The sequence below is a fragment of the Pseudomonas sp. PI1 genome (genome assembly GCF_000812405.1).
Taxonomy (GTDB): Bacteria; Pseudomonadota; Gammaproteobacteria; order Pseudomonadales; family Pseudomonadaceae; genus Pseudomonas; species Pseudomonas citronellolis.
Window position 1 is genome coordinate 15,932 of sequence record NZ_JWMC01000072.1, and the last position, 13,461, is coordinate 29,392.

The 13,461-nt window shown below is 70.3% G+C and carries 9 protein-coding genes; 8 read left to right on the forward strand and 1 reads right to left on the reverse strand.

Going from position 1 to position 13,461, the window contains the following annotated elements:
• The first annotated feature begins 152 nt into the window (after nt 1-152).
• The 5 genes from RN02_RS23140 (at nt 153) to RN02_RS23160 (ending at nt 9,979) form a co-directional block, all read left to right on the forward strand.
• Nucleotides 153-3,662: an indolepyruvate ferredoxin oxidoreductase family protein gene (locus RN02_RS23140; RefSeq protein ID WP_043317171.1), complete on the forward strand. Its 3,510-nt coding sequence runs from the start codon at nt 153-155 to the stop codon at nt 3,660-3,662.
• A gap of 13 nt (nt 3,663-3,675) precedes the next feature.
• Complete coding sequence (locus tag RN02_RS23145) at nt 3,676-5,070, forward strand: FAD-binding oxidoreductase (protein WP_043317173.1); 1,395 nt, start codon at nt 3,676-3,678, stop codon at nt 5,068-5,070.
• Nucleotides 5,067-6,290, forward strand: a complete 1,224-nt coding sequence (locus RN02_RS23150) for an alpha-hydroxy acid oxidase (protein ID WP_043317176.1) — start codon at nt 5,067-5,069, stop codon at nt 6,288-6,290. The genes RN02_RS23145 and RN02_RS23150 overlap by 4 nt, the downstream gene beginning before the upstream one ends.
• Nucleotides 6,287-7,759, forward strand: coding sequence for an aldehyde dehydrogenase family protein (locus RN02_RS23155; protein WP_052267810.1), 1,473 nt, complete (start codon nt 6,287-6,289; stop codon nt 7,757-7,759). Before RN02_RS23150 ends, RN02_RS23155 begins: the two co-directional genes overlap by 4 nt.
• 99 nt (nt 7,760-7,858) lie before the next feature.
• The gene (locus tag RN02_RS23160) at nt 7,859-9,979 is read left to right on the forward strand and encodes a PQQ-dependent dehydrogenase, methanol/ethanol family (RefSeq protein WP_043317178.1); all 2,121 of its coding nucleotides are present in this window, start codon (nt 7,859-7,861) and stop codon (nt 9,977-9,979) included.
• A gap of 10 nt (nt 9,980-9,989) precedes the next feature.
• On the opposite strand, the gene RN02_RS23165 is transcribed toward RN02_RS23160, so the two are convergent.
• Nucleotides 9,990-10,709, reverse strand: coding sequence for a Crp/Fnr family transcriptional regulator (locus RN02_RS23165; protein WP_009622312.1), 720 nt, complete (start codon nt 10,707-10,709; stop codon nt 9,990-9,992).
• Between the two features lie 221 nt (nt 10,710-10,930).
• Here RN02_RS23165 and RN02_RS23170 point away from each other — a divergent pair, with 221 nt between their 5' ends.
• The 3 genes from RN02_RS23170 to RN02_RS23180 are packed head-to-tail and all read left to right on the forward strand — an operon-like array spanning nt 10,931 to nt 12,988.
• Nucleotides 10,931-11,698 carry a class II aldolase/adducin family protein gene (locus RN02_RS23170; protein WP_009622313.1) on the forward strand — a complete coding sequence of 256 codons (768 nt, stop codon included), beginning with the start codon at nt 10,931-10,933 and terminating at the stop codon, nt 11,696-11,698.
• Nucleotides 11,699-11,708: 10 nt separating this feature from the next.
• Nucleotides 11,709-12,689 (forward strand): 2-hydroxyacid dehydrogenase, encoded by a 981-nt coding sequence (locus tag RN02_RS23175; protein ID WP_043317179.1) that lies wholly within the window; start codon nt 11,709-11,711, stop codon nt 12,687-12,689.
• On the forward strand, nt 12,686-12,988 hold the full coding sequence (locus tag RN02_RS23180; protein ID WP_009622317.1) for a Dabb family protein: 303 nt from the start codon (nt 12,686-12,688) through the stop codon (nt 12,986-12,988). Before RN02_RS23175 ends, RN02_RS23180 begins: the two co-directional genes overlap by 4 nt.
• The last annotated feature ends 473 nt before the right edge of the window (nt 12,989-13,461 follow it).

The window sequence follows — 13,461 nt, forward strand, 5'->3', positions numbered from 1 at the left end:
CAAATACCTAACAGTCTCCCGCGGTATCGCGCCGCACTATTTTCCAACGATCGCCGTGGCGCCATGAGCCGCCCGGCGGGCATGCCCTGCCCGCCCCCGCCGCTTGTACTCCGCGAGAGACGCCAGAACAAGAATAAGCAGGAGACACCGTGATGAACGCCCCTCTGCCCCACCCGAGCGTCAGCCTCGACGACAAGTTCGAAACCCGCGAGGGCTGGATCTACCTCACCGGCACCCAGGCCCTGTCGCGCCTGCCGTTGCAGCAGCGCTGGCGCGACCAGGCCGCGGGCCTGGACACCGGCGGCTTCATCTCCGGCTACCGCGGCTCGCCGCTGGGCCGCTACGACATGGAGCTGTGGGCCCAGCAGGCGCGCCTGGAGGCCAACAATATCCACTTCATGCCGGGGGTCAACGAGGACCTGGCGATCACCGCGGTGTGGGGCTCGCAGTACGTCGGCCTGCTGCCCGGTTCGAGCGTGGACGGCGTGTTCGGCATCTGGTACGGCAAGGGCCCGGGCACCGACCGCAGCGCCGACGCCATGCGCCACCTGGGCAGCGCCGGCACCCACAAGTACGGTGGCGTGCTGGCCATCGCCGGCGACGACCACGGCGTCAAGTCCTCCTCGGTCATCAACTTCTCCGACCCGATCTTCATCGCCGCCGGCCTGCCGATCCTCTACCCGTCGAACACCCAGGAACTGCTCGACCTGGGCCTGCACGGCTTCGCCATGAGCCGCTTCTGCGGCTGCGCCGTGGGCTTCAAGGTGCACAACGACGTGGTCGAGGGCGGCGGCTCGGTGCGCGTCGGCCCCGACTCGCCGCGCATCGTCCTGCCCGAGCTGCAGGTTGCCCCGCACCTGGGACCCCAGGGCCTGAACATCCGCACCTTCGACATCCCGCTGATGGGCGAGGAGCGCCTGGTCAACCACCGGCTGCCGGCGGCCGTGGCCTACGCCCGCGCCAACCGCCTCAACCACCTGTTGCAGGAGGTGCCCGGCGCCCGGCTCGGCGTGCTGTCGGCCGGCAAGTCGTACCAGGACGTGCTGCAGGCCCTGGCCGGGATGGGCCTGGACGAGACGCGCCAGCGCGAGCTGGGCCTGCGCATCGGCAAGGCCGGGCTGATCTGGCCGCTGGACCCGCAGTTCGTCCGCGAATTCGCCGACGGGCTGGACGCCATCCTGGTGGTCGAGGAAAAGCGCGGCATCCTCGAAGACCAGGTCAAGGGCATCCTCTATGACCTGGCGCTGCCCAACCACCCGCGCGTGGCCGGTAAATACGACGCGGCCCAGGCCTTCGCCCCCGAGCATGGCGAGGCTGTGCTGCAAGGCTGGGGCGAGCTGTCGCCGACGCAGGTCATGCACGCCATCCACGGGCAACTGCGCAAGCTGCACCCCGAGTTGCCCGACATGGCGCTGCCGCCGGCCACCAACAAACTGCCCGGCCTGCCCGACCCGGCCGCGCCCAACCGCAACCCCGGCTTCTGCTCGGGCTGCCCGCACAACCGCTCGACCCAGGTGCCCGACGGCTCGCGGGCCATGGTCGGCATCGGCTGCCACGCCATGGCCGTGCTGCACGACCCGATCAAGACGCCGCCGATGTTCGCCCAGATGGGCGGCGAAGGCATGCACTGGCTGGGCCAGCACCGCTTCACCCGGGAAAAGCACGTATTCGTCAACATCGGCGACGGCACCTACTTCCATTCCGGCTTCCTGGCCATCCGCCAGGCCATCGCGGCCAAGGCCAACATGACCTACAAGGTGCTGTTCAACGGCTTCGTCTCCATGACCGGCGGCCAGCCCATCGACGGCGAGCTGACGGTGCCGCAGGTGGTCACCGAGCTGATGGCCGAGGGCGTCCGGCACATCTTCGTGCTGACCGACGACCTGGCCAAGCACCCCGCCGGCAGCCTGCCGGCCGGCGTGCCGCTGCTGCACCGCACCGAACTCGACGCGGTGATGCTGCGCTGCCGCGAGATCGAAGGGGTGTCGGTGATCGTCTACGACCAGCCCTGCGCCACCGAGCGCCGGCGCCTGCGCAAGCGCGGCAAGTGGGCCGACCCGGCCAAGCGCAGCTTCATCAACGCGGCCGTCTGCGAGGGCTGCGGCGACTGCTCCAGGGCCTCCAACTGCCTGTCCATCGAACCGCTGGAAACCCCCTTCGGGCGCAAGCGCAAGATCAACCAGAGCTCGTGCAACAAGGACTACTCCTGCGTCGAGGGCTTCTGCCCGAGCTTCGTCACCGTGCACGGCGGCAGGCTGCGCAAGACGCGAACCGCGGGCGTGGCCGCGGCGGACTTCCCGGCCATCGCGGAACCGGCGCTGCCGGCGCTCGCCGGCGAGTTCTCGCTGCTGATCACCGGCGTCGGCGGCACCGGCGTGGTCACCATCGGCCAGGTGCTCGGCATGGCCGCGCACATCGAGGGGCTGGCGGTCTCGGTGCTGGACGTCACCGGCCTTGCGCAGAAGTACGGCGCGGTGATGTCCCACGTGCGCATCGCCGCCGATGCGCAGCGCCTGCATGCCACGCGCATCGCCACGGCCGAAGCCGACACCATAGTGGGCTGCGACCTGGTGGTGACCGCCGGCGACGAGGCCTTGCTGCGCGTGCGCCCCGGCCGCACGCGGGTGATAGTGGCGAGCGACCTGGTGCCCACCAGCGACTTCGCGCGCAACCCCGACTGGAAGATGGATGCCGGCGCGCTGGTCGAGCGCATCCGCCAGCGCTGCGGCGACGGCCAGCTGCTGGCCATGGAGGGCCTGCGCATCGCCGCGCAGCTGATGGGCGACAGCATCGCCGCCAACATGTTCATGCTCGGCGCGGCCTGGCAGCTGGGCAGCGTGCCGCTGTCCCACGCGGCCATCATGCGCGCGCTGGAACTCAACGCCGTGCAGGTCGACTTCAACAAGACCAGCTTCCTCTGGGGCCGCCGCGCGGCGGTCGACCTGCAGGCGGTGGAACGGGCCGCCTGCGCCGGCAAGCCGGTCGCGCCCGCGCCGCGCATCGACATGTCCCTCGACGCCATCGTCCAGCGCTCCATGGCCTACCTGGCCGAGTACCAGAACAAGGCCTATGCCCGGCGCTACAAGGCCCTGGTGGACCGCGCCATGGCGGCCGAGCGCGGGCAGGGCCTGGGCGAGCGCTTCAGCACGGCGGTGGCACGCTACTACTTCAAGCTGCTGGCGATCAAGGACGAGTTCGAAGTAGCCCGCCTCTATGCTTCCGCCACCTTCAGGCAAGAACTCGATGCGGTGTTCGAGGGCGACTACAAGGTCCACTTCAACGTCGGCGCCTGGCCCTTCGGCGGCCTGGACCAGCACGGCAAGCCCTACAAGAAGGAAGTCGGGCCCTGGCTGCTGAAGGCCTTCGGCCTGCTCAAGCACTGCAAGGGCCTGCGCGGCACCCTCCTCGACCCCTTCCGCAACAGCGCCGAACGCCGGCTGGCGCTGCGCCTGCTGGCCGAGTACGAGCGCGAGGTCGACGGCCTGATCGCCACCCTCGACGCCGGCAACCTCGACACCGCCGTCGCCCTGGCTTCGCTGCCGGAGAAGATCCGCGGCTATGGCCACGTGCGCCAGCGCCACGTCGAGCAGGTGGAAAAGGAACGCGCGCAGCTCAAGGCCTCGCGGCACGACATCGCCCGCGCGCCAGCCACTCCCCGCTAGGAGACGATCGCATATGGACCCCATAGTCGAGGCGCTGCGCGCCATCGTCGGCGACAACGGCGTGCTCTGCGCGGCCGATCTCGCCAGCCGTTCGGCCGGCGCCTTGAGCGCCGACCACCTGCGGGCGCGGGCCCTGGTGCGCCCGGCCAGCACCGGGGAAGTCGCCGCCGTGCTGCGCTGGTGCCACCAACGGCAGTTGCCGGTAGTACCCCAGGGCGGCCTGACCGGCCTGGTGCGCGGCGCCGATGCCGGGCCCGGCGAGATCATCCTGTCGCTGGAGCGCATGCGCGCCATCGAGGCCATCGACCCGCAACAACGCACCGCCACCGTACAGGCCGGCGTCACCCTGCAGGCCCTGCAGGAAGCCGTGGAGGCCCAGGGCCTGCTCTACCCGCTGGACCTGGGCGCGCGCGGCAGCGCCACCCTGGGCGGCACCGCCGCCACCAACGCCGGCGGCACCCGCGTGCTGCGCTACGGCATGACCCGCGACATGGTGCTGGGGCTGGAGGCCGTGCTGGCCGACGGCACCGTTGTGTCGTCCCTGCGCCCGCTGATCAAGAACAACACCGGCTACGACCTCAAGCAGCTGTTCATCGGCAGCGAAGGCACCCTGGGGGTGATCACCCGCCTGGTGCTGCGCCTGCGCGAGAAGCCGCTGGCCAGCCACACCGCGCTGCTGGCGGCGCCGGGCTTCGACGCCGTGGCCGGCCTGCTGCGCCACATGGACCGCGCGCTGGGCGGCTCGCTGTCGTCCTTCGAGGTGATGTGGCAGTCCTTCTACCACCTGGTGACCACGCCGCCGGCCAGGAGCCTGCCGCCGCTGGGCCAGGAGCACCCCTTCTACGTGCTGGTCGAGGCCCAGGGCAGCCAGCGCGACGCCGACGGCCAGCGCTTCGAGGCCGCGCTCGAAGCGGCCCTGGAGCAAGGGCTGCTGAGCGACGCGGTGCTCGCCCGCTCCGACGCCGATGCGCAGGCCTTCTGGGCGCTGCGCGACGACGTGGAACAGGTGATGCGGCACGGCATGCCGCTGGGCTTCGACATCTCCCTGCCGATCGCCGAGATGGACGGCTACGTGCGCCAGGTGCAGCAACTGCTGCTCGCGGAAGCCAAGGCGCACTGGCTCTACGTGTTCGGCCACCTGGGCGACGGCAACCTGCACCTGGTCGTCACCCTGCCCCACGCCGACCTCGAACGGTTCAAGCCGCGCATCGAGGCGCTGGTCTACGCGGAACTGCGGGCGCGCGGCGGCTCGGTATCGGCCGAGCACGGCATCGGGCTGGAGAAGAAGCCCTGGCTGTCGATCACCCGCAGCCCGCAGGAACGCGCGCTGATGGGCGCGATCAAGCGCGCGCTGGACCCCGCCGGCATCCTCAACCCGGGCAAGCTGCTCGACGGCGGCGCGCCATGACCTGCATCACCTGCATCGAGGACCTGCGTGCCCTGGCCCAGCGCCGCGTGCCGCGGATGTTCTACGACTACGCCGACTCGGGCTCCTGGACCGAGAGCACCTACCGCGCCAACCAGGCCGACCTGCAGCAGTTGCTGCTGCGCCAGCGCGTGGCCATCGACATCGACCGGCGCAGCACCGTCACCACGCTGCTCGGCCAGCGCCTGTCCATGCCGCTGGCGCTCGCCCCGGTGGGCGCGCTGGGCATGCAGCACGCCGACGGCGAAATCCTCGCGGCACGGGCGGCGCGGGCCTTCGGCGTGCCCTTCACGCTGTCCACCATGAGCATCTGCTCCATCGAGGACGTGGCCGAACACGCCGGCCCCGGCTTCTGGTTCCAGCTCTACGTGATGCGCGACCGCGCCTTCGCCCGGCGCCTGGTCGAGCGCGCCAGGGCCGCCGGCTGCACGGCGCTGGTGCTGACCCTCGACCTGTCGCTGGTGGGCCAGCGCCACAAGGACCTGAAGAACGGCCTGACCGATCCCTCGCGCATGAGCCTGCGCCAGCTGCTCGACGTGGCCAGGCACCCGCGCTGGGCGCTGGGCATGGCCGGCACGCCGCGGCGCGCGTTCGGCAACGTGGTCGGCCACGCACCCGGCATCGACAGCATGGCCGACATGGCGCGCTGGCGCGGCGGCGAGCTGGACCCGTCGCTGAACTGGGCCGACGTCGCCGAAATCCGCCGCTGGTGGGACGGCCCGCTGCTGCTCAAGGGCATCCAGGACGTCGACGACGCGCGCAACGCCGTGGCCCACGGCGCCGACGCCATCGTGGTCAGCAACCACGGCGGCCGCCAGCTCGACGGCACCCAGTCGAGCATCCGCGCGCTGCCGCCGATAGTCGAGGCGGTCGGCGCGCAGACCGAAGTCTGGATGGACGGCGGCATCCGCAGCGGCCAGGACGTGCTCCGCGCCCGCGCCCTTGGCGCGCGCGGCTGCCTGCTGGGGCGCGCCTTCGTCTACGGCCTGGGCGCCCTCGGCGAGGCCGGCGTGAGCCGCGCGCTGGAGATCATCCACAACGAACTGAGCCTGAGCATGGCCTTCTGCGGCCACACCGACATCGAGGCCGTCGGCCCGAGCATCCTGCTGCCCCCGTGCCCCTGGCCGGGGGCCAGCGCCCTCCCGCACGGCCCGCTCCATCCGGGACCGGACGCGCGGCTACCCACCGGAGACCTGTCATGACCACGCAAACCCCCATCCAGCGCCTGGAGCGCCTGTTCGCGCTGCAGAAAGCGGCCTTCGCCCAGGACATGTTCCCCAGCGCCGAGACGCGCATCGAGCGCATGTCGCGCATCGTGCCGATGATGTACAGCTACCGCGCCAGGATCCACGAAGCGCTGGTGGCGGACTTCGGCAGCCATTCGGGCGCGGCGGCGGACCTCACCGAAATCCTGTCGATGGTCGAGCGCGTGCGCTTCGACTGCGCCAACGTCCAGCAGTGGATGAAGCCCATCGCCAAGCCGGTCGACCCCGCCACCCAGGGCGAGTCGCTGGCCTACGTGCAGTACAGCCCCAAGGGCGTGGTGTGCAACATGGCGGCGTGGAACTTCCCCTTCGACGTCGGCATCGGCCCGCTCATCGACATGCTCGGCGCCGGCAACCGGGTGATCCTCAAGCCCTCGGACCTCACGCCCAACAGCGGCGCCCTGCTGCAGGAAATGTTCGCGGCCTACTTCGCCGAGGACGAGGTCGCGGTGGTCAACGGCGACCTGGAACTGGCCCGGCACTGCGCCACGCTGCCCTGGGACCACCTGCTGTTCACCGGCGGCACCGCGGTGGGCCGCGAGATCATGAAGCGCTGCGCCGAGAACCTGGTGCCGGTCACCCTCGAACTGGGCGGGCGCAACCCCACCATCGTCGGCCGCGACAAGCTCGGCGACGCGCAGACGCTGGCGGCCATCGCCGGCATCAAGGCCATCAAGCGCGGCCAGCTGTGCATCACCGTCGACCACCTGCTGGTGCCTGAGGAGGGCCTGCAGGACTTCGTGAAGGCCTTGAGCGAAGTGATGCAGCACAGCTTCGGCCACGACAACGGCGCCAGCAGCGCCAGCGGCATCATCAACCAGCGCCACGTCGAGCGCCTGCAACGCCTGCTGGAGGACGCCCAGGACAAGAGCGACCAGGTGATCCGCATCGGCCGCGAGATGGATGCCGGCGCCCGCGACATGCCCTTCCACATCGTGGTCAACCCGCGCGACGACGCCCAGGTGGTGCGCGAGGAAATCTTCGGCCCGATCCTGCCGGTGCAGACCTACAAGAGCACCGACGACCTCATCGCGCGCATCAACCAGGGCGACACGCCGCTGGGCATCTACCTCTTCAGCGACGACCCGGCGCTGCGCCAGGCGATCGCCACGCGCACCCGCTCGGGCGGCGTGTGCTTCAACATCGCCGTGATGCAGGGCGCGCTGGCGTCCATGGGCTTCGGCGGGGTGGGCGCCAGCGGCATGGGCCGGCACCACGGCGAGGAAGGCTTCCGCGAGTTCTCCAACCCGCGCGGCTTCTACGAGCGCCGCGCCGGCGGCAGCTTCGAGCTGATCACGCCGCCCTACGGCGCCGCCACGCGCCAGCTGATCGACACGGTGGCCTATCCGCAGGTGGCCAGCTGCGCTGGGGCTGGAGCCGTGACCTGCACAGCGCGTCACGCCTGACGGCCGGTCCCGGCGGCGGCCTGCCGCCGGGGCACCGTCCTGCGCACTGAGCCTCGCCCGAAACGCGCCGCCGCTGGCGGCACCATGGGGGAACCCAGCATGAAAGCACCTTGGAATACCGGGGCGGCGCTGCTGCTCGCGGCTCCGCTGGCCTGGGCGGGCGGCCCGGCGGCGGTCGACGCCCAGCGCCTGACTGCCGCCGACAGCGAGCCCGGCAACTGGATGAGCACCGGCCGCACCTACGGCGAGCAGCGCTATTCGCCGCTGGAGCAGGTCAATGAGCAGAACGTGGGGCAACTGGGCCTGGCCTGGGACTACGGGTTCGGGCTGGACCGCGTGGTCGAGGCCACGCCCCTGGTGGTGGACGGCGTGATGTACACCACCAGCGCCTACAGCATCGTCCACGCCCTGGACGCGCGCACCGGCAAGCTGCTGTGGCAGTACGACCCGGGGGTCTACCGCGGCATCCAGGGCTCGGGCTGCTGCGACGCGGCCAACCGCGGTGTGGCGGTGTGGAACGGCAAGGTCTACGTGGGTGTCTACGACGGCCGGCTGGAGGCGCTGGACGCGCGCAGCGGGCAACGCGTCTGGTCGGTGGACACCGTGCTCGACCACGCGCGCAACTACACCATCACCGGCGCCCCGCGCATCATCAAGGGCAAGGTGGTGATCGGCAACGGCGGCAGCGAGTTCGGCGTGCGCGGCTACGTCACCGCCTACGACGCCGAGACCGGCGCGCAGGCCTGGCGCTTCTTCACCGTGCCGGGCGACCCGGCGCAGGGCGACGAAACCGACACCATCGGCATGATCCGCAAGACCTGGTTCGGCGACCAGTACTGGAAGCAGGGCGGCGGCGGCACCGTGTGGGACTCGATGGCCTACGACGCCGAGCTCGACCTGCTCTACCTCGGCGTCGGCAACGGCTCCTTCTGGAACTACGGCCAGCGCTCGCAGGGCAAGGGCGACAACCTGTTCCTCTCCTCCATAGTCGCGGTCCGCCCCGACACCGGGCAGTACGTCTGGCACTACCAGACCACGCCGGGCGACGCCTGGGACTACACCGCCACCCAGCACATCATGGTCGCCACCCTGGCCATCGACGGCAAGCCGCGCAAGGTGGTGATGCAGGCGCCGAAGAACGGCTTCTTCTACGTGCTGGACGCGGCCACGGGCAAGCTGCTCTCGGCCGCCCAGTACGCGCCCAAGGTCAACTGGGCCAAGGGCGTGGACCTGCACAGCGGCCGGCCGATCGTCGACCTGGAGGCGGCCGACTACTGGAGCAAGGGCGAGACCAAGCTGGTGTTCCCCGGCTCCCAGGGCGCTCACAACTGGCACCCGATGAGCTACAGCCCGAAGACCGGCCTGGTCTACATCCCCACGCAATCGACGGCCGACATCCTCCATCCGAAGGCGAAGATCGACATACCCGCCAAGGGCCAGTGGAACTCCGGGGTAGAGCTGCCGCCGATGCCCAGGGACAAGAAGAGCATCGACGAATTCGCGCGGATCTACACCGGCAAGCTGCAGGCCTGGGACCCGCTGCGGCAGAAGGAAGCCTGGTCGGTGCCCTACGCGCAGATCGCCAACGGCGGCACCCTGGCCACCGCCGGCAACCTGGTGTTCCAGGGCACCCACGATGGCCGCCTGCTGGCCTACGCGGCCGACAGCGGCAAGCTGCTCTGGCAGCGCGAAGTCAGCAGCGGCGTGGTGGCCGCGCCCATCACCTACAGCGTGGACGGCGAGCAGTACGTGACCTTCAGCAGCGGCTGGGGCGGCGCCTACCCGATCACCCTCGGCGCCCTGTCCGAACGCACGCGCACCGTGCCCGACGCCCGGGTGTTCACCTTCAGGCTCGGCGGCAACGCGCCCATGCCCGAGGTCAGGCGGCGCGCCCTCGTACTGCCCGAACCGCCGCCGCTGAGCGCCGACGCGGCCACGGTGGCGGCCGGCGACCAGCTGTTCCGCGAGCACTGCGGGGTGTGCCACGGCCTGGGCGCCTTCAGTGCCAACGTGATTCCCGACCTGCGCTACATGACGGCGCAGACGCACAAGGACTTCCAGGGCATCGTCGCCGGCGCGCGGGCCGGCCGCGGCATGCCGCCGTTCGCCGGGCGGCTGGCGCCGGAGCAGGTGGAGCAGATCCGCGCCTACCTGATCGAGCGCGCCCACGACCGGCGCGCCGAACTGCAGGCCGCGGGCCAGCCGCCATCGGGCACCTAGGGTCGCTGGGCTAGCGGTCCGGCCGCTCCTGGGCCAGCGTCTGCAGGGCGTCCGGGCGCAGCAGCAGGAGCTGGCCGTAGCGCTGGCGGATCAGGCCCTGCTGCTCCCACTGCTTGAGCACCTGGTTGACGCGCTGGCGGGTGGCGCCGATGAGCTGCGCCATGGACTCCTGGGACAGCCGCAGGTCCAGGGCCACCCCCTGCGCCTCCTTCGTCCCGAAGGACTCGCTCAGCCCCAGCAGGCGCCCGGCCAGGCGCTGCTCCAGCGACTGCGTGGAAAAGGCGGAGAAGGCCACCAGCATGGCGCGCAGGCGCGACACCTCCAGGTCCAGCAGCATGCGCACCAGCGCCGGGTGCCGCTCGCACAGCTCGCCCAGGGCCAGCGGGCTGATGTGCAGCACCTGGGAGGGCTCGTGGGCATGGGCGTCGTGCAGGCGGTTGCTGTGGTCGAGCATCGACACCTCGCCCAGCCAGCTGCCCGGCTCGTAGAAGTTCAGCACCGCCTCCTGGCCGTCGCGGGTGGTGTTGCTCAGGCGGATGATGCCCTGCAGCACGATGTACAGGCCATCCGGCGGCTCGCCGCAGCGGAACAGCTGCTGGCCGGTGTTCAGGGCGCGCACGCCGGCGCGGGCCAGCATGTCGTCGCGAACCTGTTCCGGCAGGCCGCCGAACCAGGGGCTGGCCAGCAGCACGGCAAGATGGGACTCCGACAACATCGAGGGGAAGGTCACGCCTGAAGGCTCCATGGAATCCGGGACGTTGCTCCCATTATTCGGCCGACGGGCGAGCCAGCACAAGGCGCATCGACGGCCTCCCCCAATCGGCCGCAAGGGGCGACCGGGCGCCAGCAGGACGGACGTCAAATTCAGGACAGTCGCCGCACCTCGCCACGCCTTAGCCTCGGGCGCTCCACCACAACATCTACAAGAACACCTCCAAGAAGGAATGCCCCATGGCCCACGAACTCGCCCTCCCCCATGTCCGCGACCAGGTGAGCGACGAAGAATGGCAACTGCGCGTCAACCTCGCCGCGTGCTACCGGCTGGTCGCCCTGTTCGGCTGGACCGACCTGGTCTTCACCCACATCAGCGCCCGCGTCCCCGGCCCCGAGCATCACTTCCTGATCAACCCCTACGGCCTGCTGTTCGACGAGATCACCGCCTCCAACCTGGTGAAGATCGACCAGGACGGCAACAAGGTGATCGACAGCCCCTACGACGCCAACCGCGCCGGCTTCGTCATCCATAGCGCCATCCATGCCGCGCGCCACGACATCCAGTGCGTGCTGCACACCCACACCCGCGCCGGCGTCGCGGTCAGCGCCCAGGAGTGCGGCGTGCTGCCGATCAGCCAGCAGTCCACCTTCGTGCTCTCCTCGCTGGCCTACCACGACTACGAGGGCGTGGCCCTGCGCGACGACGAGAAGCCGCGCCTGCAGGCCGACCTGGGCAACAAGCTGTTCTTCATGCTGCGCAACCACGGCCTGCTCACCGTCGGCCGCAGCGTCGCCGACGCCTTCCTCAACATGTACACCTTCGAGACCACCTGCCAGATCCAGCTGGCGGCCCAGGCCGGCGGCCAGCTGGTGCAGGTCGATCCGCAGATCATCGACGGCGTGGCCGAGGTGGTCGACAAGCAGACCGGCGGCCAGGGCGGCGACTTCGTCTGGCCGGCGCTGCTGCGCAGGCTCAACCGCATCGACACCAGCTATCGCGACTGAGGAGACAGCGATGAACACCACTCCCTGCATCGCCCTGTCGCGCCAGGTACCCGATGCGCTGTTGGGAAGCCTGCGCGAAAGGGCCGAGCTCCGCATGCCCGAACGCGGCCTCCCGGATGACCTGGGCGAGCTGCTGAGCGGGGCCGACTACGCCCTGGTGCTGCCCGCCGACCGCATCGACGCCGCCCTGCTGGAGCGCTGCCCGCGCCTGAAGGTGCTGAGCACCGTCAGCGCCGGCTTCGACCACATCGACGTGGCCGCCTGCACGGCCCGCGGCATCCGCGTCTGCAACACCCCCAAGGCGGTCGCCGCGGCCACCGCCGACCTCGCCTTCGGCCTGCTGCTGGCCGCGGCCCGGCGCATCGTCGAGGCCGACGCCTTCGTCCGCGGCGGCGGCTGGCGCGCCGACTCCTCGCCGCTGTTCGGCCAGGACGTGCACCACAAGCAGCTGGGCATCCTCGGCCTGGGCAGCATCGGCATGGAACTGGCCAAGCGCGCCTGCGGCTTCGACATGGACGTCACCTATTGCAACCGGCGGCGCCTGCCGGTGGAGGAAGAAGTCCGGCTCGGCGTGCGCTACCTGGACTTCGACAGCCTGCTGGAGCAGAGCGACGCGCTCATCCTGCAGCTGCCCTACAGCGCCGCCACCCACCACATCATCGGCGCGCCGCAGCTGGCGCAGATGAAGCCCGAGGCCATCCTGATCAACACCGCCCGCGGCGGCCTGGTGGATGAAACCGCCCTGGCCACGGCCCTGCGCGAAGGCCGGCTGGCGGCGGCCGGGCTGGACGTCACCGAAGGCGAGCCGGCGGTGAACCCGGCGCTGCTCGGCCTGCCCAACCTGGTGCTGTCGCCGCACAACGGCGCCTCCACCCGCGAGACGCACAAGCGCATGACCCTCGAGGCCTTCGACAACCTGCTCGACGCCCTGCAGGGCGCGCCGCTGCGCAACTGCATCAACCCGCAACCAACAGAGGAATGCTGCCCATGAGCGTGCATTGCGTAGTCGTGTCCTGGCTGAAAGAGCCGGGCAACCTGGAACACATCGCCCAACTGACCGCCGCCTGCGAAAGCCTGCGGCAGATCCCCGGCGTCAGCGAAGTCCGCTTCGGCCCCCGGGCCAACCTGGGCGGCGTCGGCTCGGACGACAGCTTCGACTTCGCCATGATCATCAGTTTCGAGTCGTTCAAGGCGGCCCAGGACTATGGGCCCCATCCCAACCATGTGCAGGCGGCGCAACTCACCGTGCAACTGGCGGAGCGGTTCCAGAGTTTCTATTTCGAGACCTGAGTTAATCGCGGACGGAGTCCGTTCCTACGGCGCCTGGCACAGGGGTCGACCGTAGGAGCGGACTCCGTCCGCGATTTGCGCGCAGGGCGCGCTCCTGCAGTCCAGGGAGGCATGGTGTGTTTCCTGGGAGCGAGCTTGCTCGCGAACAGTTTCCCGGTGGCGTGGATGTTGGGTGCAAGAGCGCCCTCTCCCCAACCCTCGGCTGCGCGCCCCGCCCTGAAGGAAGATGAGCGATGCGTCGGTCAGGCGCAATCCTCCCACCCTCGTCATTCCCGCGAACAGCGCTTGCGCTGCCTTGGCTTGGGTGTTTCTGCGCCGCACCGAGTTTGCCCGACCGTCTTGTTTCGCCCCCTCGGGCGAGTCCCTTTTGTCAATCGCCACAAAAGGAACCAAAAAGGCTTGCCCCGCATACGGGCCCGATGGAGCCGGGCTACCCTCGCGAATTCCCCCGCCACGGAGGCCCGCCCCGAGGG